This window comes from Novosphingobium sp. GW821-FHT09E05, assembly GCF_059416165.1.
Genome location: NZ_JBWKOQ010000001.1, coordinates 895,469 through 915,992, shown reverse-complemented (window position 1 = coordinate 915,992; position 20,524 = coordinate 895,469). Strand labels below are relative to the sequence as shown.

20 protein-coding genes are annotated in these 20,524 nt (G+C 66.7%); 12 read left to right on the top strand and 8 right to left on the bottom strand.

What is annotated here, in order from left to right:
* Nucleotides 1-591: 591 nt before the first annotated feature.
* On the bottom strand, nucleotides 592-3,483 hold the full coding sequence (gene traA / locus AC07M9_RS04220; protein ID WP_494881569.1) for a Ti-type conjugative transfer relaxase TraA: 2,892 nt from the start codon (nucleotides 3,481-3,483) through the stop codon (nucleotides 592-594).
* 173 nt (nucleotides 3,484-3,656) lie between these two features.
* Between traA and AC07M9_RS04215 the strand changes: the two genes are divergently transcribed.
* Complete coding sequence (locus AC07M9_RS04215) at nucleotides 3,657-3,995, top strand: conjugal transfer protein TraD (protein ID WP_494881567.1); 339 nt, start codon at nucleotides 3,657-3,659, stop codon at nucleotides 3,993-3,995.
* Complete coding sequence (locus AC07M9_RS04210) at nucleotides 3,961-4,272, top strand: conjugal transfer protein TraD (protein ID WP_494881565.1); 312 nt, start codon at nucleotides 3,961-3,963, stop codon at nucleotides 4,270-4,272. The genes AC07M9_RS04215 and AC07M9_RS04210 overlap by 35 nt, the downstream gene beginning before the upstream one ends.
* Here AC07M9_RS04210 and AC07M9_RS04205 read toward each other — a convergent pair.
* Entirely contained in the window at nucleotides 4,265-5,005 is a 741-nt protein-coding gene (locus AC07M9_RS04205) for a hypothetical protein (RefSeq protein WP_494881563.1), read from the bottom strand. The two genes, AC07M9_RS04210 and AC07M9_RS04205, sit on opposite strands and share 8 nt — an antisense overlap.
* Nucleotides 5,006-5,082: 77 nt before the next feature.
* On the opposite strand from AC07M9_RS04205, the gene AC07M9_RS04200 reads away from it, so the two are divergent.
* Nucleotides 5,083-5,256, top strand: coding sequence for a hypothetical protein (locus AC07M9_RS04200; RefSeq protein WP_494881562.1), 174 nt, complete (start codon nucleotides 5,083-5,085; stop codon nucleotides 5,254-5,256).
* Between the two features lie 99 nt (nucleotides 5,257-5,355).
* Here AC07M9_RS04200 and AC07M9_RS04195 read toward each other — a convergent pair whose 3' ends face one another.
* From AC07M9_RS04195 to AC07M9_RS04175, 5 genes are all read right to left on the bottom strand, one after another.
* Nucleotides 5,356-5,514 carry a hypothetical protein gene (locus AC07M9_RS04195; RefSeq protein ID WP_494881560.1) on the bottom strand — a complete coding sequence of 53 codons (159 nt, stop codon included), beginning with the start codon at nucleotides 5,512-5,514 and terminating at the stop codon, nucleotides 5,356-5,358.
* 172 nt (nucleotides 5,515-5,686) lie between these two features.
* Nucleotides 5,687-6,232: an AAA family ATPase gene (locus tag AC07M9_RS04190; protein ID WP_494881558.1), complete on the bottom strand. Its 546-nt coding sequence runs from the start codon at nucleotides 6,230-6,232 to the stop codon at nucleotides 5,687-5,689.
* Nucleotides 6,233-6,241: 9 nt separating this feature from the next.
* Complete coding sequence (locus AC07M9_RS04185) at nucleotides 6,242-7,168, bottom strand: HEPN domain-containing protein (protein WP_494881556.1); 927 nt, start codon at nucleotides 7,166-7,168, stop codon at nucleotides 6,242-6,244.
* A 61-nt stretch (nucleotides 7,169-7,229) separates the two neighbouring features.
* Nucleotides 7,230-7,481 carry a sigma factor-like helix-turn-helix DNA-binding protein gene (locus tag AC07M9_RS04180; protein WP_494881554.1) on the bottom strand — a complete coding sequence of 84 codons (252 nt, stop codon included), beginning with the start codon at nucleotides 7,479-7,481 and terminating at the stop codon, nucleotides 7,230-7,232.
* Nucleotides 7,478-8,359, bottom strand: coding sequence for an ArdC family protein (locus tag AC07M9_RS04175; protein WP_494881552.1), 882 nt, complete (start codon nucleotides 8,357-8,359; stop codon nucleotides 7,478-7,480). The genes AC07M9_RS04180 and AC07M9_RS04175 overlap by 4 nt, the downstream gene beginning before the upstream one ends.
* Nucleotides 8,360-8,926: 567 nt before the next feature.
* Here AC07M9_RS04175 and AC07M9_RS04170 point away from each other — a divergent pair.
* The 7 genes from AC07M9_RS04170 (at nucleotide 8,927) to AC07M9_RS04140 (ending at nucleotide 17,948) form a co-directional block, all read left to right on the top strand.
* Nucleotides 8,927-9,139, top strand: a complete 213-nt coding sequence (locus tag AC07M9_RS04170) for a helix-turn-helix transcriptional regulator (protein ID WP_494881550.1) — start codon at nucleotides 8,927-8,929, stop codon at nucleotides 9,137-9,139.
* A gap of 186 nt (nucleotides 9,140-9,325) precedes the next feature.
* Nucleotides 9,326-10,159, top strand: coding sequence for an exodeoxyribonuclease III (xth, locus tag AC07M9_RS04165; protein WP_494881548.1), 834 nt, complete (start codon nucleotides 9,326-9,328; stop codon nucleotides 10,157-10,159).
* A 171-nt stretch (nucleotides 10,160-10,330) separates the two neighbouring features.
* Nucleotides 10,331-11,107 carry an ImuA family protein gene (locus AC07M9_RS04160; RefSeq protein ID WP_494881546.1) on the top strand — a complete coding sequence of 259 codons (777 nt, stop codon included), beginning with the start codon at nucleotides 10,331-10,333 and terminating at the stop codon, nucleotides 11,105-11,107.
* Nucleotides 11,025-12,842, top strand: coding sequence for a DUF6504 family protein (locus tag AC07M9_RS04155; protein ID WP_494881545.1), 1,818 nt, complete (start codon nucleotides 11,025-11,027; stop codon nucleotides 12,840-12,842). The genes AC07M9_RS04160 and AC07M9_RS04155 overlap by 83 nt, the downstream gene beginning before the upstream one ends.
* Entirely contained in the window at nucleotides 12,842-16,102 is a 3,261-nt protein-coding gene (locus AC07M9_RS04150; RefSeq protein WP_494881543.1) for an error-prone DNA polymerase, read from the top strand. The genes AC07M9_RS04155 and AC07M9_RS04150 overlap by 1 nt, the downstream gene beginning before the upstream one ends.
* A 102-nt stretch (nucleotides 16,103-16,204) precedes the next feature.
* Nucleotides 16,205-17,083 (top strand): 3'-5' exonuclease, encoded by an 879-nt coding sequence (locus AC07M9_RS04145; protein WP_494881541.1) that lies wholly within the window; start codon nucleotides 16,205-16,207, stop codon nucleotides 17,081-17,083.
* Nucleotides 17,084-17,147: 64 nt separating this feature from the next.
* Nucleotides 17,148-17,948 (top strand): S1/P1 nuclease, encoded by an 801-nt coding sequence (locus tag AC07M9_RS04140; RefSeq protein WP_494881539.1) that lies wholly within the window; start codon nucleotides 17,148-17,150, stop codon nucleotides 17,946-17,948.
* 20 nt (nucleotides 17,949-17,968) lie between these two features.
* Here AC07M9_RS04140 and AC07M9_RS04135 read toward each other — a convergent pair whose 3' ends face one another.
* A complete protein-coding gene (locus tag AC07M9_RS04135; RefSeq protein ID WP_494881538.1) occupies nucleotides 17,969-18,799 on the bottom strand; it encodes an aldo/keto reductase in 831 nt (276 codons plus the stop codon).
* 208 nt (nucleotides 18,800-19,007) lie between these two features.
* Between AC07M9_RS04135 and AC07M9_RS04130 the strand changes: the two genes are divergently transcribed.
* A complete protein-coding gene (locus AC07M9_RS04130) occupies nucleotides 19,008-19,643 on the top strand; it encodes an SOS response-associated peptidase (RefSeq protein WP_494883885.1) in 636 nt (211 codons plus the stop codon).
* A gap of 8 nt (nucleotides 19,644-19,651) precedes the next feature.
* Nucleotides 19,652-20,332, top strand: a complete 681-nt coding sequence (locus AC07M9_RS04125) for a thermonuclease family protein (RefSeq protein ID WP_494881536.1) — start codon at nucleotides 19,652-19,654, stop codon at nucleotides 20,330-20,332.
* The last annotated feature ends 192 nt before the right edge of the window (nucleotides 20,333-20,524 follow it).

Here is a 20,524-nt window from a genome sequence, read left to right as displayed (position 1 = left end):
GGCCACGATGCAGACCTGACCACCCGCCGGTTAGGCACCCAGCATCTCCTGATCTGCGCGTCGCCGGACAATGTCGTGCGTCATGGCGCCTGCAACCCCTCGAGAAATGACGCAGCGCGATTGCATCATCGGGTGGCGCAGGGTTCGTTCGCCCGACATGGCTGCTCAAGGAAAAGGTTAGGGGCAAAATAGCCCAGGAAGTGAAAGCCTTGGCCTGCCACGTGCCAGGCAGTTAAGGAACAGCTCCCTGTGCAGCGTCGAACTCGACCGCGCGCGCAAGAGTATTTCTATCGCATTCCTGGGGCAATAACTGACAGGTATAGCGAGTGCCCGTCTCTGAAGCGGACCGTCGCGAATGTCCCAGCGCTCGCCTCCGAAAATACTCCCTAACTGTGACCCGGAACGGCAGCTTGTTCCAGTGAGTCGCTCCGAAGCGGACTTTCCGGAAAGTCCCAAACCCGGGCCTTTTGACCAGTCGGTGTATGGTCTCGGTGGACGGCAAGTTCCGGGGTGGCATCCAAGCGGATGCAACGGCCGAATGGAGGGGGCCAAGCTGACAGCCTCACCAGTCATGTTTGGCGCTTGAATGATTCACAACCCCAGCCCCCTCCCGTGACCAAAATCGATCCCGAAGCTGGCAGCCATATCATGACCAAGCGAACGGCCGCTGGTCATATCGATCCCAAGCTGCTGCTTGCGCTGTGCGAGCACTGACTCCAGCTGCGGGTCGCGATGCAGACTTTCCGCCATGCCAGCCATCACCGCTCGCGTGGCTCGCCTCCCACTCATGTCACCTGCAACGTACTGCCTGTCGCTTTCGGCCGCTAGCGCCTTCCAGCGGCTGACAAAGCTGTCTGCGCGCAGCTCGGGATTGGTGCGCAGTTCGGTCTCGAGCTGGAGCGCGCGGATCGTTCGATTGATACTGCCACTCGCCGCTTCGCGCGCGAGGCTCGGATCCTCGCGATAGGCGGCCTCGGCATCGCGCGCGCCATGCGGCCGCAGCGCATCGAAGTTTTTTCGGGCATCCTTAAGCTCGCCATATTGCTCAGGGGTCGCACGGCCCCCTTCATCCTGGGCCGTGAAGATGGCATCGACCGCTCGGGCATGGCGCTTGAGCGCCAGCGTGCGCTCCCGCCGCAAGGCGGCCTCGTGGGCGTCATCACCGTCGTCGATGACCTGAGCGGGTGGTAACGGTCGCTCGTTCGATGGAACACTGCGATGCCGGCCCCCACCAAGCCGCAGTCCATCGAAAATGCTGCGTTCGGGCTTGGTGTCCGCAGCCGCGTCGCGCGCGGCGCCGTAATCCGATGCCATGTCCTTGCCACGCTCACGGCCAAGGGTGCGCACGAGCCGGTCGCGATCGGCGAAGTCATCCGCGCCGTAATGCATGTCGACGTGCGCCTTGTGCCGCGAGAGCGCGACATAGGAAGCATGGCGATCGAGCCCTGGTGTTGCCAGAACGTGGACATCGTCGATCGACACACCCTGCGCCTTGTGGATCGTCGCCGCGTAGCCGTGATCGACATTGGCGTAGTCCTTGAGGTCGAAGGCGATCGAACGCCCGTCGTCGAGCGTCACCGCCATGCTGACGGCATTGACGCTTTGGACCGTACCGAGCGAGCCGTTCTTCACTCCCAGGCTACGCTCGTTCTTGAGGAACATGACCCGCTCGCCAGCAGCAAAATCGCGGCTGCCGCGCTCGACCTGGAGGGTTACATCCTCGCCCAAGTCTCCGGCAGCGTGCATGCGCTCGCGCGCGGCCTCGTTGAGCAGACGGACTTCGTCATTAGTATGGGTGAGGATGAGCCGGCTCGCATCGGGTCGGGCCTTGCGGTCCCGGTCCCAGCGTTCGATCAGCGCCTCGCTTGCCGCCTCGCGCGTCTCCGCAGCATGGATATGACCCGCCTCTTCGTAAGCCGCCAGCGCCTCGCCGGTCCGCCCGGTCGCCAGACGCCGGGTCGCATCGCGCTGCCAGTCGACCTCCTGGCGGCGGATGGTGGTGATCTCGACGCTGCCATGCCGCTCGGCGACCGAGCGGAATGAGGCGCCGGCCTCGATCGCCTGCAACTGCTCAGGATCGCCGACCAGCACGATCTTGGCCCCGCGCTTCTCGGCTTCCGAGACGACGCGCTCCATCTGGCGCGTGCCGATCATCCCGGCTTCGTCGATGACGAGGATCGAGCGGTCGGTCAGCGGCTCGCGCCCCTGCCCCCACTGATGCTCCATGCTGGCGATCGTGCGCGAGGCGATGGCCGAGCCGTTCTCGAGGTTTTCCGCGGCGATGCCGGAAAGCGCCGCACCGCGCACCTCGTAGCCCGCTGCCTCCCAGGCCTCACGGGCGACGCCCAGCATTGCGCTCTTCCCGGTGCCGGCATAGCCGATCACCGAACTCAGGCCCCTGCTGCCGGTCACATGTTCGAAGGCGCCGCGCTGCTCGGGCGACAGGATCAGCCCGCGCTGCTCGGCGCGCGCCAGCGCCGCATCCTGCATGCGTTCCGGCACGCCGTGGCGCCGACCGGCGTCGAGGCGGATGGTGGCGTTCTCGAGCCGCCGCTCGGTCGCGATCATCGAGCGCGAGGTGAAGCGGTCTTCCCCCCGCCCGTCCTTGCCCAGCTTCACCAGCTCGGGCGAGGTCCGCACCGCCGCCATCACCTGATCGAACTGGTCCTTTCCCTCGCTATGCCGGTGAACGAACATGGCCAGGTCGCGGCTGGTGAAGGTCGCCTGCTGGTGGGTAATCGCATCGATCGCGATTCCCGGGTCGGCGAGGATCTTTGCGCCGTTGCTGCGAGCGATGGCATGGTGCTCTTCGAGCCGCTCGCTCTCCAGCCCCTGGGCCGCCATGCGCGAGGCGGCAGGGCCGATCTTGTGCTGGGGTTCCAGATCGATCCCCTGCGCTTCGAGCGAGCGGTGATCGACGCGGGCATCGATGTCGAGCTGGGCCAGCCTCTCGTTGACGTGATTGGCCCAGGCCTCGCGCCACTGCGTGAGCAGTTCGGTGCGGTTCCAGTCGCGGACCTTGGGACCGAAGCCTACTTCCGTTACTTCGCGCAAGCCCAGCATCACATGGGCATGGGGTTTGGGCTGCCCATCCTCGCCGATATCCCAATGCACATTGAGATCGGCGACCATGCCGCGTGCGACGAACTCACGTTCGACGAAGTCGCGGGCCAGCTCGATCCCGTCGGCCTGGCTCATCTCGCGCGGGATGGCGAACTCGACTTCACGGGCCAGCTGCGCGTCCTTGCGCACCTCGATCGCCTCGACGTCGTTCCACAGCCGCTCCCGGTCGCGCCACTCGTCGGGCGCGCCTTCGGGGAGCAGCACTTCGCTGTGGACGACGCCGGCCTTGTTGGAAAAGTCATGGGAGCGATCGAGCCGCTCGTCGCGCAGCCGCGAGCCCGAACGGTAGGCAGCCGAAGCCACCGCCGACGAGCCGGCGGCGCGCGAGATGATTTTGGCCGAGAAGTGGTAGATCGCCATGGCGACATACCATCTACCCTTAAAAGCGCACGTCGGCACGACGTATAAGCGCGCCCTCGAAAGATTTCATCAGTCTCGGGATGGCAAGATCTCAAGACATTCCAGCACGTTGAGACTGATCGGAAGCTTCGATAACTGCTTCGTCCGGCACCATCAATGGAAAGGACGAACCCATGCGCAAACCACGGGACTACGACGCCGAACTGAAGGCACTGACCGACAAGGCCCGGCAACTCAAAGCGCGCAAGACGAGGCAGCTCGGCGAACTGGTCGAGGCCACCGGCGCCGACGCACTGACGGCGGAGGAACTGGCGGGCGCGCTGCTGACCATCGCCGCGACCACCGAGCCGGCCAAGCGGGAGGCATGGCGCAAGCGGGGCACCGCGTTCTTTTCAGGCGAGCGGACAGCCGATCCGGAGCCCGCTCGCCCAGGCACTGGCGGCGAGCCGCGCCGGCCTGCGGCGGAACCGGGCGGCCATGAACCGCCTCGCAGCGAACAGGGCACGGCATGACACGCGGGAATGGCGGGTGAAGCGGCGGGAACGCACCAGACATCTGATCGAACTGGGCGGGCTCGTGGTGAAGGCCGGCCTTGTCGAACTGGTGGATGACGATCGCGCCGTTATCCTGGGCCTGCTGGTCGAGGCCGCCGCCAAGCTACAGGGGGACGATCGCGAGCAAAGCCTGACGCTATGGCGACGGCGCGGCGCCCGTGCCTTTGCGGAAGATCAGGCTGAACGCGATGCGCAGGCAGACCGCTCCGGCCTGCAGCGCACCGATCCTACCTAGCACCGTCAACCCGTCGCAGCGCCGCGCCGCCGATGCCAAGGGGAACGACCACGATTTCGCCGTATGCGCCGGCAACCATACCGCCCTGGTCGAAGGGCTCGACCTCGCTTGGCTCGTAGACGTATCGGAAGCTGTTCGGCCCGCCCGCCGCGACAGCGAACGAGGCCAGGCGCAGTTCGTCACCGTCGCGCACGATCCAGTGTGTGCCGGGCTGCCACACCTGTCCCTTCGGGATCACCAGCACACCGTCATCCAGCGACGAGCGAGGATTGGCCTGTTCGCCCTCGCCAACAAAGAGGCCCTGCGCCGGTTGTCCATCCGGGGTCATCACCTCGAGGCGCAGCTCCACCGCCGAATCGTGGCGGGCTTCGGCGAGGGCCAGTTTCGGCGCGCGCAGCGGCCGGGCGAAGAGATGCAGCCGAATGCCCTCGAGCCGCCACTGCCCGACCAGCGACATCTCTGTCCCCATCCCGCCGCCCTCACGTTCGAACATCGGTTCGTCGGCGGTCATCCGCTCCTCGAACCGGCTATCGGCATCGAGGCGCAGGGTGATGGTGATGCCCTCCTGGCTGCAGCGATAGAGGCCTGGCGATATGGCAACGGAAGCCGGATCGGGTTCTTCATCCCGGAGCTCAGGTCCGGAGCATGCGACCGGCGCGGAATTCGGGTTCGCGAATGCCGGCGCCGGCGCCGTTGCGACGGCAAAACCCGGGGCGAGGATCGGTACCTTCATAACCGAAATCCTGCCGGGCAACGCCGGCCACCGCAAGCGCATTGCCCGGCGCCGCCCGAGCGGCCATAGCCGCGCCGATGGACGACAATCTCAATGCAATCATCCTGCGGGTGCTCGGACGGACACCGCAATGGATCCGGCACGACCTCGACGCCAAGGAGGATGCCTTGCGCCAGCGAGCGGAAGAGACACTCGCCGCGATGATCGCCAGCGCCGTTCGGGAGGGAACCGCAGACTCGGCTGTGGCTTAAGTGGGTTCAGGTTACCGGAGCTCCCGCCTCATGCGCCGCGCGGCGTCTCACTCGCTCGTCTTGCTTGCCGTTCTGGGGAGTGCTGCCGTCACAACAATTTCAGCGTCGGCCCGGCCTGCCAAAACGCCCGTCCAGGTACAGTGTGCGGGTGGCCGTCAGTTCCTGCTCCAGGCGGAGCAGCGGCGCGCACGGGTCCGGCTGGGCGAGCGGCAAATCGACCTCGTCCGCACGCCTTCGTCGATGGGTCAGCAGTACCATGGCCCGCAGGCCACGCTGATCCTGGACGGGGACTTCATTGCCTTCGTTCCGAAGGACGACGCTGGCTGGCAAGATTGCCGCGTCGCTAGGACGATCTCGGCGTCGGCGCCAAACGGGTAGGCAAAACCGTTACGGTCGAACCACCAGCGTTCCCGTGCGGATGAGATCCGGTTCAGGCGCCCAACCGCTCGAGCAGAAAAGCGGCGCGGTCCTCGACCGATGCCTTCGGCACGATCACCACATCGTAGCCCAGGCGCGGATACGCGACGAGAAGGCGCTCGTACTCATCGAGGGCCGACGCGATGTCGTGCTGGCGGTCGGCATCCTGGCGATACATTTCTGGCCAGGGCGGGGTCAGGAAAACTTCACCGTGGTAGCGGTGCTCGCGGCAGAGAGCCTCGGCCACCGGCTCGCCGCTGACATGCTCCAGCGCGACGGCGGCATCGATCAGGCCGCGATCGAAGAAGACCCATCCGTCATGGCGTTGGGCCTCGGCGCGATCGTGCAGCGAAACGTCGATCGCGCGGCGGGCAAAGGCCTGCATGTTGATCCAGGGAAGTGCAGATCCATCACCGGAGCTCGTCTCAGCGATGACCCGGCGGCCGGGCTCTTCGACAACGGCGTGCCCGCGCCGCGCGAGTTCGGCGAGCAGGGTCGATTTGCCGCCGCCCGAGCAGCCCGAGATGACGACAAACCTGTCCGATAGAGGGCCGGTCATTCTCGAGGTTCAGCCGACCGGCGCATCCGCCTCCAGCTTGGCGATGCGCTCGCTGCAGATGGCCTGGACCACGCGGCCGAGTTCCTCGACCTGCTTGCCCAGCCAGGTCAGCTCCTCCGCAGTGATGGTATAGTGCTTGGAGTAGCGCGCCTTGACGTAAGCCTCTTTGAGCTTCTCGAACATGGCGCGGTGGCGGTGATTGTCGTTCGGCCAGACATAGACAAGCCGGGGGTCAAGGCGCTCGGCCTGGGTGCGCAGGAATGCGAGATTGTGCACGTGGGGCGTGTAGAACGTCGTCACAAGCAGGACGCAGTGATAGAGGCGTTCGGTCGCCTGATGAAGTTCAAAAGCTGCTTTGTTGAAGCGCTGGCGATCGCGGTTTGATGCGAAGTCGTCAAAGAATTCCGCTGAACTCGGAAACCACTCCTCAAAATACCCCTTCGCCATCGCCAGCGCCGCCTCGGGCGTCTTGGGCTTGGGCGTGTGCAGCGCCGTATCGTCGCTCTCGTAGAGCGCGATGCCGTCCTTGGCGATGTCCATGAAGAAATAGCGACCGTGGGCGAGCCCGTCGTTCACTTCCTGCAGGGTGTGAATGATCAGATTGACCGGGGTCTTGAGGGTGCCGGTGATGCCGTACTCGCGCATCAGCCGGTCATCGACCTTGGCCCAGTACTTGACCCGGTCGGTCAGGCGCTTGTCGCTGACGATGACGAGCAGGTCGTAGTCGGACTTGTAGCCCTTGGCGGTATGCGGCTCATCGACCCAACCGCCCCGCGCATAGGAGCCGTAGAGCACGACCTTGAGGATACGCCCCTTCTTCTTCCAGTCGTGGGTGGCGAGCGCGATGCCGTCCTCGAATTCCTCGAAGACGAGCTGGAGCACGCGCGCGAGCTCGCGCTGCTTGTTGGCGGGAAGATGGTCGAGATCGCTTCGCATGGTGCCTCCTACCCTGTCGTCCCCGCCGCCCGATGGCAAGCCACCGGGCGGCGGGAACCTTTCACCATGGCCACAGACGGCGCCACCATGGCTCGCGTTCGCGTTCGCGCACGGATCGCATCAGGATCAGCAGCGCCTGGGTGAACGCCGCCTCGATCTCCGCCATCCCGACACCGTGATTCCGGGCAAGATCGGCATACGTCACCGTCTCGATGCGCAAGGCCAGAAACACCTCGCGCTGGAACGGCGTCATCTGCCTGAGCCCCCGCCGCTCGGCGCGCAGCAGGGCCCGGCGGGAAGGCTGCCGGCTCATGGCCGGTCCTCCCCGCAGGCGAGCAACCAGTCCGCCCCCTTGCTGGCCGCGCTCGCTGCCCGGAAGATCGCCTTGTCATCCGCCCTGAGGACCTCAAGCCATGCGCCGATGTAATCGGCGTGGCGAACCGTGGGCTGGATACCCAGCGAGGCACAGGCAAACGCCGCCGTCATTTCCGCGATGAGTTCCTCGCGGGCATAAGTTGCCGAACCGAACACTCCGGACTGATCGCGCTCCAGCCGGCCCTTGCCGCCGACGTAGTGACCGAGCTCGTGCAGTGCGGTGCGATACCAGTTGATCGGCTCCCGGAAGGCAACCTGCGGCGGCACCTGCACGAAATCCGGGCCCGGCGCATAGAACGCCTCACTGCCGCCGATCCGGAAGTCCGCCCCCGACCCGGCAATGATCCGATCCGCCTCGGCGATCGCCAGGACCGGATCGGGTAGCGCCGAACCACCCGCCAGACCCTCATCCAGCCCTTCGCATTGATCGATGTTGAAGACGACAAAGCGCTTGAGGAACGCCACCGTGCGCACCTCGCCGCCTTCGCTCAACGCACGCGCCGCTTCGTCCTTGGGGGTGAAGCGATCCGCATAGCATATCACCGTCCCCTTCTCGCCGCGCCGCACGTTCCCGCCCGCCGCTGCCGCCTGCCGGTAAGTGAGCCAGCGCTGCGAGGAGAACCCGCCCCCGACACCCGCCGCCCACAAGATGAGCACATTGATCCCCGAGTAGACCCGCCCCGACACCGCATTCGCCGGCATCATGCACGGACACTTGCTCGCGTCCCAGGGCTGCACCCACGGCAACCGGCCCTCTTCCAGCTCGGCAATGATGCGCGCGGTAACCTCGCCATAGAGGCTCTGACGTTCGGACATGCTCCTTCACTCTTTCCTCAACCGCCATTGACCGGCGCCAGGGTGGCGGGGGGCGGCAGGAGCGAACCGAAAAGCCCCGCCGGCTGAAGGCGGGGCGCACCTGAAAGGCCGCAACGCAGTGGAGGACCTGAGCGCAGCGCAGGTTGCGCCGCGCCGAGGCGGGGCTAGGGGGTAGCGACGCCCCCCGCCACCTTGGGGCCGAAGGCCCAGCGCCGCCGCGCACCCGCGGCGTCCGCATCCGGGGCGCACCCGCGCCCCGCCCGGACCGCCACGCAGGGCCGCCCTTCGCGTCAGGGATCGCAGCGGCCATGCCGGCGAGACGCCGCAAGGCGGCTCGACCGACGCGAAGCGGAAAGCAGAGCCCGGCCCGGCCACCGGCCGAGGGACGCCCGAAACGGCATTGAAAATATTTCTGTCGCAGCCCCAAGCAGCCTCGGAGACGACCGCCAAGCACAGGATATAATGGCGTAAAACCTGCGGAATCCCACGATCTTGACCGCATCGGAGCCATCTCAAATGCTGTCTTCGCGAGGCAATGCCGCCTACGCCTGTCCGGGAGACAGCACCGTGACCGAGAACACCCCCGACCGTATCCTTCGCCTCAACGCCGTGCTCGACCGCACCGGACTTTCACGCGCGACGCTCTATCGCAAGATCCAGGGCGGGACCTTTCCCAGGCAGCTGCGGATCGCAGCGCGCTGCGCGGGCTGGCGCGAGAGCGCCGTCAACGAGTGGATGCGCAATCCGATGTTCTATTCGGTCGAGGATAGCGGAAGTTGATGGCGGCACTCATGATCAGCTTACCCCTGCCGAGCGCTTACCACGAGCCGTCAAATGCCCCACTTCAGCACTGAAACCACCGTTCGTAAGCTCGAGGGTGAACGTCTGCTCGCGGCATGAGTGCGTTCAGCCGTCCCGGCTCAACGTACGAGGAACCCTTCGGCGCCACCGCGCTTTGCAAACGCCATGAAGATCGCCACCTACAACGTGAACGGGATCAACGGCCGCCTGCCCGTCCTGCTGCGATGGCTGGAAATCGCCGCACCCGACATCGTGTGCCTCCAGGAGCTGAAAGCACCTGACGAGAGCTTTCCGCAAAGCGTGATCCGGGATGCCGGCTACGAGGCGATCTGGCATGGGCAGAGCCGGTGGAACGGCGTCGCCATCCTGAGCCGTGTCGGCGAGATTCATGAAACCCGCCGCGGCTTGCCCGGCGACCTTGCCGACGAACAGAGCCGCTATATCGAGGCGGCCGTCAATGGCGTGCTGATCTGCGGACTGTATCTGCCCAATGGCAATCCGCGCCCTGGCCCCAAGTTCGAGTTCAAGCTGCGCTGGTTCGATCGGCTCCACGACCATCTCGCCGGGCTCATCGGTCTGGACGCGCCGGTCGTTTGCCTGGGCGACTTCAACGTCATGCCGACCGATCTCGACGTCTATGCGCCCGAACGCTGGCAGGAAGATGCACTTTTCGCCCCAGAAGTGCGCACCGCCTATGCCCGTCTCCTCAAGCAGGGCTGGACCGATGCGGTGCGTACACTCCATCCGCACGAGACCATCTACACCTTCTGGAAATACTGGCGCGGCGCCTTCGAGCGCAATGCGGGGCTCAGGATCGACCATGCCCTGCTCAACCCGGTCGCGGCACAGCGACTGGTCGCCGCAGAGGTCGACACCCGGCCACGCGGATGGGAAAAGACCAGCGACCATGCGCCCTTGTGCATCGAACTTTCGGAGGCGGCCGCGCCGCGCAAGCGGGGCGAAAGCCCCCGCAAACGCCCGGTCCGGCCCAAATCCTGAGCGCTTGCGAGCCTCTGAGAGCACTAGTGCGCGCATAGGCGCTGCTCGAATTCTTTTTCGTTTTCAGCCCATTGCTTAGCCACTCGCTCCCCGGATTTGGGTTAGCTGACGCCTTGACGGAACACGGTCAAAGTTGGAACATATAGCGAACACATGAGTCGCTATTGACCAATGATCCTGCAAACTGCCCTTCCCTCCCGGCTGCCCGCCGAACACCTCGCCGCGCTGCGCGCGCAGGTCGCGCAAGTCCAGGCCATGCGTGGTCCGGTGCTGCCGTTTGGCGTGCCGGACATCGATTCCCGGCTCGCGGCCGGCGGCCTGGATGGTGCCGCGCTGCATGAAATAGCCGGCGCGAGTGCCAGCTGGAGCGACGATGCCGCCGCCACGCTGTTCGCCGCCGGCCTCGCCGCGCGCTTTGCTGTTAGGCCAGGCATGACGGTGCTGTGGGCGCTCAGCCGCTTCGACCTTTACGCGCCCGGCCTCGAGCAGATCGGCCTCGGCCCCGACAAGGTGCTCTACGCGCAAGGGACGAAAGACGCCGAAGTGCTGGCACTTGCCGAAGATGCCTTACGTGACGGGTCGCTGGCCTGCGTAATCGCCGAGGTCAGAGCAGCCGATCAAACCGCTACCCGGCGGCTGCAGCTTGCCGCCTCCGACGGGCGAACTCCCATGCTGCTCTACCGGCGGCATAGGTCTCGCGAGCGTAGTCCGCTGATCCAGCCATCCGCCGCCATGACGCGCTGGAGCATCGGATGCGCGCCGTCCGCGCCGCTTCCCCATGCCGGCATCGGACGGGGGCAGTGGTCCGTTGAACTTGTCCGCCAGCGCGGCGGCAATCCTTTTTCTCTTTGCGTCGAGGCCTGCGATGACCAGGGTTGCCTCGCTCTACCTGCCGCAGTTGCCGATCGAGCGACTACGACGGTTGGAGCGGCCATCCGCGCCGCCTGACGCGGCGGCGCTGGCCCCCCGTTTCCTGCCCCCCATCGACGACGATCCCGGTGCCTGCTCGGTGCCGCGCGGCGGCGGCTGGCGGCCGGGTGCGCGCTGGGCGCAGGGGGCACTCGGCACCGCGCCGGCGCAGGCCGATATCGACGCCTTGCCGGCGCACCAGCGACCCACCATGCGTGAGATGGGGCGACGCAGCGAGAGCGCCGATCATCCCTTCAGGGCGATGGCTCCCGACGACGGCGTGCCATCTTGCGCGCCATCGCGGGTGCGCGTGGTCCATAGCCACCCAAGTCGTTGGACGAAGCCCGTGGTGCTCATCGCGCGCAGCGGTCAGCGCGACGTCGTGACTGCCACCTGCCCCGCGGCGCTGGAGCTCGGCCTTCGCCCTGGCATGGCCGCCGCCCATGCGAGGGCACTGGTAAGCGACCTCGACGTGCGCGACGCCGACCGGGCTGCCGACGCGGCGTGGCTCGAACGCCTGTCGCTTCACGCCGTGCGCCACTGGACGCCGACGGCGAGCACCTGCGATCCTGATGGCCTGTGGCTCGACGTGACCGGGACCACCCATCTGTTCGGCGGCGAGGCACGTTTCTGCCGGCGGGTCCTGCGGTTCCTCCAGCGTCTCGGCTTCACCGCCAGCATCGCCATCGCCGGAACGCCGGGCGCCGCGCATGCCCTCGCCCGCTTCGGCGGACACGCCGTGACTCTCCTGCCGCCGCGCGCCGAGGCCCAGGCGATCGCCGATCTACCACTGGCGGCGCTGCGCCTCCCTGCCGATACCCTGGCGACGGCAAGCCGGTTCGGTCTGGAGCGGATCGCCGATCTCTATGCGATGCCGCGCGGCCCCCTCGCCAAACGTCTCGGGCTGAAGGCCGTCGAGCGGCTCGACCAGGCACGAGGCCTGGTGGCGGAACCGATCGTGCCCGTGGTCCCGTTCGAGGCACCGCGTGCTGAGCGCCGGCTGCTGGAGCCGATCATCACGGCCGATGCGATCAACCAGGTCATCGGCGATCTCCTCTGCGATCTGGTGCACGGTCTGCAAGGCCGCCGGCTGGGCCTGCGCACCGCTGTCCTGACCTGCCAGCGGGTGGACGGGCTGGCGCAGCGGATCGCCGTGGGCACCGCGCGCGCCACACGCGACGCCAGGCATCTGGCGCGCATGTTCGCGATGCGCGTCGAACGGATCGACCCGGGGCTCGGCATCGAGGTGATGCAGCTCGCCGCGCCGCGCGTCGAGGACCTGCAACCGGTCGCCATCGCATCCGGCCTCCTCGACACCGCGCACGCGCCCGATGTTGCCCCCCTCGTCGACCAGCTGGCCGGCCGGGCCGGCGATGCGGCGCTGTTCCGTGTGAGCGCGGTCGAGAGCGACGTGCCTGAGCGTGCGGTGCGCCGCACCGCGCCCTTGGCAACGACATTGGGATGGCCGGTTTGGCGCCGCCCTGTCCGCCTGCTGAGGCACCCCGAGCAACTCTCCAACGTTGTCGCGCTGCTGCCCGATCATGCCCCTCGCCGCTTTTCCTGGCGCGGGACGGATTATCGGGTCGCGGCAGGCGAAGGCCCCGAGCGCGTCCACGGTGAATGGTGGCGCTCGGCCCGCGAAATGTGGGCGGTGCGCGACTACTTCATGGTCGAGACCGGGGGCGGCGAGCGCTTCTGGCTGTTTCGGCGCGGCGACGGCATCGATGCACCGACGGGCGATCTCAGCTGGTATCTCCACGGCGTGTTCGGCTGATGGCGACCTACGTCGAACTGCAGGTCACCAGCCACTTCTCGTTCCTGCGCGGCGCTTCCGCGCCAGAGGAACTCTTCGCGGCTGCCGCGGCCCTCGGGCATGGCGCGCTGGGCCTTGCCGACCATAATACGGTTGCCGGGGTAGTCCGCGGATGGGCGGGGCAAAAGGAGACGGGCGTACGCATGGTCGCGGGCTCGCGCATCGACCTGACAGATGGCCGCGCGCTGCTGCTCTACCCCGCCGATCGCGCTGCCTGGTCGCGGCTCACGCGCCTGCTGTCCTTGGGCAAGGGCCGCGGCGGCAAGGGACGGTGCCTTCTGGAATGGAGCGACATTGCCGAGCGCGGCGAAGGGTTGATCGCGATCCTGCTCCCGGACATGCCGGACGCGCGAACAGCGCAGCACCTCGCGGACCTGCGCGCCGTGTTCGGAGGTCGCGGCTACTGCGCGCTGTCGCTGCGCCGCCGGCCGGGCGACCAGGCGCGGCTGCACGGTCTCGATGCCCTGGCCCGGGCAGCCGGTATCCGCAGCGTCGCGACCGGCGACGTGCTCTACCACCAGGCCGAACTACGCCCGCTCCAGGACGTGATGACCGCGATCCGCGAGCGGACCACGATCGACGCACTAGGCTTCCGGCGCGAGCGGTTCATGGACCGGGACCTGAAATCCCCTGAAGAGATGAAGCGCCGTTTCGCCGCCTTCCCCGACGCCATTCGCGCCACCGCCGATATCGCCGCGCAATGCCGCTTCGATCTCGGCGAGATCCAGTACCAGTACCCTTACGAGGAAGTGATGGCGGGGCGCACCGCGCAGCAGGCCCTTGCCGCGCTGACCGAGGAGGCGGCGCTGCGCATGTTCCCCTACGGGCTTGGCAAGGCTTACCGCAAGCAGATCGATCACGAGCTGCGGCTGATAGCCCAGCTCGGCTATGCCCCCTATTTCCTGACCGTCCATGCCATCGTCGCGGAAAGCCGGCGGCGCGGCATCCTGTGCCAGGGGCGGGGGTCCGCCGCCAACAGCTGCGTGTGCTTCATGCTGGGCATCACCTCGATCGATCCGATCAAACACGAACTGCTGTTCGAGCGCTTCGTCTCGGGCGAGCGCAAGGAGCCGCCGGATATCGACGTTGATTTCGAGCACGAGCGCCGCGAGGAGATCATCCAGTGGATCTACGAGACCTACGGGCGCCACCGCTCGGCGCTGACCGCGGTCGTCACCCGCTACCGCACGCGCGGCGCGGTCGCGGAAGTGGGCAAGGCGCTGGGGCTGCCGCGCGATCTTACCAAGATGCTCACCGGCCTCGTGTGGGGCTGGTCGGTGGACGGGATCGGCGACGAACAGATCGAGAGCCTCAATCTCAACGCCGACGACCACCGCCTGCGCCTGACGCTGGAATTGTCGCGGCAGCTGATCGGCACGCCGCGCCACCTGTCGCAGCACCCGGGCGGCTTCGTGCTGACGCAGGAGCGGCTCGACGATCTCGTCCCGATCGAGCCGGCGCGCATGGAGGATCGCCAGATCATCGAGTGGGACAAGGACGATATCGATGCCCTGAAGTTCATGAAGGTCGACGTGCTGGGCCTGGGCATGCTCGGCTGCATGAACCGGGCCTTCAACCTGCTCGAGACCCACAAGGGCGTCCGCGTCGGCATGGCCGACTTGCAGGACGACGACCCGGACGTCTATGCGATGATCCAGGAGGCCGACACGCTTGGCGTCTTCCAGATCGAAAGCCGCGCGCAGATGTCGATGCTGCCGCGCATCAAGCCCGACAAGTTCTACGATCTCGTCATCGAAGTGGCGATCGTGCGGCCCGGGCCGATCCAGGGCGACATGGTCCATCCCTACCTGCGCCGGCGCGAAGGCGAAGAGACGCCCGAGTACCCCAAGGCAGAGCTGCGCGCGGTGCTGGAAAAGACCCTCGGCGTGCCGCTGTTCCAGGAACAGGCGATGAAAGTGGCGATCGTCGGGGCCGGCTTCACGCCCGCCGAGGCCGACCAGCTGCGGCGCGCGATGGCGACTTTCAAGCTCACCGGCGGGGTCAGCCACTTCTACGACAAGCTCGTTGGCGGCATGGTTGCGCGCGGCTACCCCAAGGACTTCGCCGAGCGCACTTTCAAGCAGATCGAGGGCTTCGGCTCCTATGGTTTTCCTGAGAGCCATGCCGCCTCCTTCGCCAAGATCGCCTATGCGAGCTGCTGGATGAAGCATCATCATCCCGACGTCTTCTGCGCCGCCCTGCTCAATGCGCAGCCGATGGGCTTCTATGCACCAGCGCAGATCGTGCGCGATGCCCGCAGCCACGGCGTCGAGGTACGGCCCGTCTCGATCAACCACAGTCACTGGGATTGCTCGCTCGAACCCGGGCGAGGGCGATATCTCGCCGTCCGTCTCGGCTTCCGGCAGGTACGCGGGCTTGCCAACATCCACGGCGCCGCGATCGTCGCCGCCCGCGGCCCCTCCCCGTTCGAGAGCGTCGAGGAGGTCTGGCGCCGCGCCGGGGTGCCGCGCGCGGCTATCGAGCGGCTTGCAGAGGCCAACGCCTTTTCCTGCCTCGCCGAGGATCGGCGCCAGGGGCTGTGGAAGGTCAAGGGCCTCGGCGAAGCGCCGCTCCCGCTCTTCGCGGCGGCCGATGAGCGCGAGGCCCGGTTCTCGCCCGAAGGCGTCGAGCCGGACGTCAGCTTGCGGGCGATGAGCGAGGGGCGCGAAGTAGTCGAGGACTACCGCTCGCTCCAGATGTCGCTGCGCGGGCACCCGCTGCAGTTCCTGCGCGCCGAGCTGGATGCCATGGGCATCGTGCCCTGCGCCGATCTTGGCCTGGTCCCCGATGGTCGCAATATCGAGGTCGCCGGAGTTATCCTGGTGCGCCAGCGGCCCGGCTCGGCCAAGGGTATCCTGTTCGTGACGATCGAGGACGAGACCGGGATCGCCAACGGCATCCTGTGGCCCAACAAGTTCGAAATCTACCGGCGCCAGATCATGTCCACGTCGATGATCGCGATGCGCGGCCGACTGCAGAAGGAAGGCGAGATCATCCACGTCATCTGCGACCGCATCATCGATCACGACGACATGCTGCGTTCGATCGCCCACACCGACTTTGCGGTGGCGCCGGGGCGCGGCGATGGGGCGAGCAACGGCGGCGGTCCGGATCCGCGCGACCCGTCATGGCCGCGGGGCCGGACGCTGGCCTCACCGCCCTTTGGTACTGCTGCAAACCTGGATGATCTCGTGCCGATCCGTAGCCACGATTTCCATTGATCCGCGCAGCGCCGCCTAGCCCTGACCATGCGCACGGCGTTTTCCGGGCGGTAAGCGCGGGGCGGGGTTTCACACAGCGCTTGGCGTGGCTATCACCCCGCTATGGCGCCTCCCCCGATCGACCTGCTGGCAGACGCCGCGCGTGCCCTCGCCGCGCACCCGGACTTCCGCGTGCTCCGGCGGCTCGTGCCGGTGGATCGCCTGCATGCGGGGCCAGCCCAGGGAAAGACGCGGATCGGCATTGCGCTCGATGTCGAGACGACCGGCCTCGACCGCGAAAACGACGAGATCATCGAACTGGCCGTGCAGCGCTTCCGCTTCGACGAACTCGGCCAGATCGTGCAGATCGGCACACCGCGGGTCTGGCGCGAGGATCCGCAGCAGCCCCTCGACCCCCGGATCACGAAGCTCACCGGCCTTACCGATGACGACCTCGCAGGCCAGGCGATCGACGAAACCGCCGCGGTCGAAATCCTCGCCTCCGCCGACCTCATCGTCGCTCACAATGCCGCCTTCGACCGGCCCTTCGTCGATCGCCGGCTCCCGGCGGTGGCCGGCCGGCCCTGGGCCTGTTCGATGGCCGAACTCGACTGGCTGGAGCTGGGCTTCGACGGGAAGGCTCTCGGCTACCTCGTCGCGCAGTGCGGGTGGTTCTTCGAAGGCCACCGCGCCGAGAACGACATCCTCGCGCTCATCTATCTGCTCGGCCATGCCGCCCCGGACGGCGAGACGATCCTCGCCAAGCTGCTCGCCTGCTCGGAGCGGCCGAGCTACCGTGTGAACGCCGTCGATGCCCCGTTCGAGGGCAAGGATGCCTTGAAGGCGCGCGGCTATCGCTGGGACGCGGCCATGCGCTTCTGGGGGAAGACCATCACCGAGGGAGAGATGGAAAGCGAACGGACTTGGCTGCTGCAGGACATCTACGCCGGGCACGGCGAGCCCGCCTTCCATACCCAGTCCGCCTGCGAGCGATATCGCTAGCACCTTGCCGGCAAGCCGCCGCAGATAGGGTTTCAAGCCGCCTCGCCTCCTCTATGAGAGAAGCATGCGTAAACTGATCCTCATTGCCTTGCCGCTCGCCGTCGCCTCTCCTGCCTATGCCTGGGGACCGATCGGCCACCGCATCACCGGCGCCATCGCCGACGAGAACCTCAGCGGGCTTGCCCGCGCCCATGTCCGGTCGCTGCTCGGCACCGAGGACCTGGCCGAGGCGGCGACCTGGCCCGATGACATGAAATCCGATCCCGACACCTTCTGGCAGAAGCAGGCCAGCCCCTGGCACTATGTCACCGTGAAAGGTGACGACTACCAGTCCTCCGATGCTCCGGCAGAGGGGGATGCGATGACGGCGCTGTCGCGGTTCACTGCCACCTTGCGCGATCCCAAGGCGTCTGCGGACGAAAAGCGCCTGGCGCTGCGCTTCATCGTCCACATCATCGGCGATCTGCATCAGCCGCTGCACGACGGCGCCAGCACCGATCGCGGTGGTAATACCGTCACCGTCACGTGGTTCGGCAAGCCGACCAACCTGCACTCGGTTTGGGATTCAGGGCTGATCGAGCAGCGTTCGCTATCGTATTCCGAGTACGCCAAGTGGCTATCGCGCTCGATCACGCCCGCGCAGGTGATTGCCTGGAATCAGCGCGATCCCGCCGTGTGGATCCATGAGAGCATCGCCTTGCGCAAAACGATCTATCCGGTCGATCCCGCGCTCTCCTGGGACTATGCCTACCAGCACCGGACCGAAGTCGACGATCGTCTCAAGCAAGGCGGTGTGCGTATCGCCGCCTACCTGAACTGGATTTTCGACAGTGCCCAACCTGCCCGCGGCGCACCGAGACGTTAAGCGGGCCGACGCTCGCCCACTCAGAGCATCTCGAGCGGGCGCCGCTTCGTTGGCGCTGGGAAACTTCGGTCGAGCAGCGTGATGTCGTCCGCAGTGAGATCGAGGTCCAGGGCGGCGCGATTGTCACGGACGTGCGCCAGCGAGGAGGCCTTGGGTATCGCCAGAATTCCGGGCTGTCGCAGCAGCCAGGCGAGAGCGACCTGCGCCGGTGACACCCCGTGTTCGGCCACGATCTGCGCCAGCGCCCGGTGACCCAGCAGCCGGCCCTGCTCGACCGGGCTATAGGCCATCACCGGGATCGCACGCTGTACCAGCCACGGGATCAGGTCGAACTCGGGACCACGCCGGGTGAGATTGTAGAGGATCTGGTCGGTCATGCAGGTCCGGCCCCCGGCCGACTCGAGCTCGGCCATGTCTTCGGTATCGAGGTTGCTCACGCCCCAGCGCGCGATCAGCCCCGCTGCGACCAGGGCTTCCATCGCCTCGACCGTTTCCGCGAGAGGCACGCTGCCCCGCCAGTGCAGCAGGTAGAGGTCAAGCCAGTCGGTGCGCAGGCGCTTGCAGCTCGCTTCGCACGCCTGCCGCAGGCGCGCCCGCGATGCATTCTGCGGATAGGCCTTGCTGACGAGGAAGACCTCGTCCCGGCGGTGCGCGATCGCTTCCCCGACGACACGTTCGGCTTCGCCGTCGGCATACATCTCGGCCGTGTCGATCACCGTCAGGCCGAGATCGAGGCCTGCCTGCAGTGCGGCGATCTCGTCGGCCCGCCGGCCGCGCTCCTCGCCCATCATCCATGTGCCCTGGCCCAGGGCAGGCACTGCCGTTCCATCCGGAAATTCAATGTTCTTCATGGTCGGATCAACGTCCGGCAGGGGATTGGGTTCGCCGCAAAAGCTGCAAGCCCCTGCAATCCGGTGCAAGCCTCTCGCCCGCTTGATCCGAACTGCCCGGTGCGAAGACGCTAAGACGATGGACCTGTCTGCGATCACCGGCGCCAGACTGGCCCCGATTGCCAAGCGGAAATCGACGGTTATCGTGCCTGGCGAGAGGAGCACGCCCATCTGCAACCTGTATCGCCTGACCACGCCGACCGACGCCATTGCCGGGCTGTTCGCCGCGCAGACCGGGCCGGCACCCAACGTGGCGGAGGAAATCTACCCGGGCTATCCGGGTCTCGTCGTCGCCGGCGGTCAGATCCGGTCGATGACATGGGGGTTTCCTCGGGCCATGAAGAGCAAGCGTACCGGTCTTCCGATCAAGCCGCGCACGGTCAACAATGCCCGCGAGGACAAGCTGGCAACCCCGTTCTGGCGCGACAGCTTCGTCAACCGGCGCTGCCTGATCCCGGTCAGCGCTTGGGCGGAGGCGCAAGGGGAGGAGGGACGGATGACCCGGACCTGGTATGCCGTGCCCGGCGACGAACCGTTCGCGGTAGCGGGAATCTGGCGGCCGACCAGCGAATGGGGCGACGCCTATTCGATGGTCATGGTCGGCAACTGTGCGTTCATGGCGGAGGTCCACGACCGGATGCCGACGATTCTGCACCGCGACGCCTGGGACGCGTGGCTACATGGAACGCCGGAGGAGGCTTTCGCGCTATGCCGGATCTGGGACGGACAGCTGCTGGTGGATGCCACGCCCGAACCTTGGGCCAAACCCCGTCAACGCACGCCCTCCTCTCCAACATTGCTTTGAGGCCCAAGATGATCCGTCTTGCATTTGCCGCCGCCTTCCTTGGCTGCTTCCTGCCCCAGGCGGCGCAGGCGCAGGATTTCACCGGCATCGCGCGGGCGATCGACGGCGATTCGCTGCGCGTGGGCAATCGGGAGGTTCGCCTGTTCGGCATCGATGCCCCCGAATACCGTCAGACCTGCAAGATCCGCTATACCAACTGGAGCTGCGGCGGAGATGCCGCGACCGCACTGCGATCAATGGTCGACGGGCGCCAATTGACCTGCACGGCGCGGGATCAGGATGTCTATGGCCGCACTGTCGCCACCTGCCGGGCGAGCGGCGTCGATGTCGCGGGCGAAATGCTCAGCCGCGGCCTCGCCATCACACTCGAGCACGCTCCGGCCGAGTACGTTCAGCGCCAGACCGCCAGCAGAACAGCAGGGGCTGGTATCTGGGCGTCGGAATTCGTTACCCCTTCGGAATACCGTGCGGCAAATCCGCGTAGCAGCAGCGTCCCTGCGGCTGCGGATCCGCCCGCCAGCATCTCGCGACGAGCAGCGGCGCCGGCCACATCGGGCATGTGGCGCAGCTGCGCCCAGGCTCGCGCGGCGGGCGCAGCACCGGTCCACAGGGGTGAACCCGGCTATAACCCGATGCTCGATGGCGACAACGATGGCATCGCCTGCGAGCCCTATCGAAGGCACCGTTAGGCCCGGCCGGGAAGCTCCCAGCCAAAAACGTTGCGACCGCCGAATTCGCGACTTCGACCACGACTTCTAGGATGCCGTGCGGAACGGACCCAAGTATCGCAGCCGCTACGGCCACCAGCGCACTGACTCCGATCATGACCGGCCAAAAGCTGATGCGCGATTCCAGCCCTTCGTTGATCGCCTTGAATGAGA

Coding starts and splice junctions, on each gene's coding strand:
- AC07M9_RS04155 (WP_494881545.1), top strand. CDS start 11,025: ATGACCAGGGTTGCCTCGCTCTACCTGCCGCAGTTGCCGATCGAGCGA.
- AC07M9_RS04150 (WP_494881543.1), top strand. CDS start 12,842: ATGGCGACCTACGTCGAACTGCAGGTCACCAGCCACTTCTCGTTCCTG.
- AC07M9_RS04200 (WP_494881562.1), top strand. CDS start 5,083: ATGGACGACAATCTCAATGCAATCATCCTGCGGGTGCTCGGACGGACA.
- AC07M9_RS04145 (WP_494881541.1), top strand. CDS start 16,205: ATGGCGCCTCCCCCGATCGACCTGCTGGCAGACGCCGCGCGTGCCCTC.
- AC07M9_RS04135 (WP_494881538.1), bottom strand. CDS start 18,799: ATGAAGAACATTGAATTTCCGGATGGAACGGCAGTGCCTGCCCTGGGC.
- xth (WP_494881548.1), top strand. CDS start 9,326: ATGAAGATCGCCACCTACAACGTGAACGGGATCAACGGCCGCCTGCCC.
- AC07M9_RS04175 (WP_494881552.1), bottom strand. CDS start 8,359: ATGTCCGAACGTCAGAGCCTCTATGGCGAGGTTACCGCGCGCATCATT.
- AC07M9_RS04205 (WP_494881563.1), bottom strand. CDS start 5,005: ATGAAGGTACCGATCCTCGCCCCGGGTTTTGCCGTCGCAACGGCGCCG.
- AC07M9_RS04160 (WP_494881546.1), top strand. CDS start 10,331: ATGATCCTGCAAACTGCCCTTCCCTCCCGGCTGCCCGCCGAACACCTC.
- AC07M9_RS04210 (WP_494881565.1), top strand. CDS start 3,961: ATGAACCGCCTCGCAGCGAACAGGGCACGGCATGACACGCGGGAATGG.
- AC07M9_RS04140 (WP_494881539.1), top strand. CDS start 17,148: ATGCGTAAACTGATCCTCATTGCCTTGCCGCTCGCCGTCGCCTCTCCT.
- AC07M9_RS04185 (WP_494881556.1), bottom strand. CDS start 7,168: ATGCGAAGCGATCTCGACCATCTTCCCGCCAACAAGCAGCGCGAGCTC.
- AC07M9_RS04215 (WP_494881567.1), top strand. CDS start 3,657: ATGCGCAAACCACGGGACTACGACGCCGAACTGAAGGCACTGACCGAC.
- AC07M9_RS04180 (WP_494881554.1), bottom strand. CDS start 7,481: ATGAGCCGGCAGCCTTCCCGCCGGGCCCTGCTGCGCGCCGAGCGGCGG.
- traA (WP_494881569.1), bottom strand. CDS start 3,483: ATGGCGATCTACCACTTCTCGGCCAAAATCATCTCGCGCGCCGCCGGC.
- AC07M9_RS04195 (WP_494881560.1), bottom strand. CDS start 5,514: ATGGTACTGCTGACCCATCGACGAAGGCGTGCGGACGAGGTCGATTTG.
- AC07M9_RS04190 (WP_494881558.1), bottom strand. CDS start 6,232: ATGACCGGCCCTCTATCGGACAGGTTTGTCGTCATCTCGGGCTGCTCG.
- AC07M9_RS04125 (WP_494881536.1), top strand. CDS start 19,652: ATGATCCGTCTTGCATTTGCCGCCGCCTTCCTTGGCTGCTTCCTGCCC.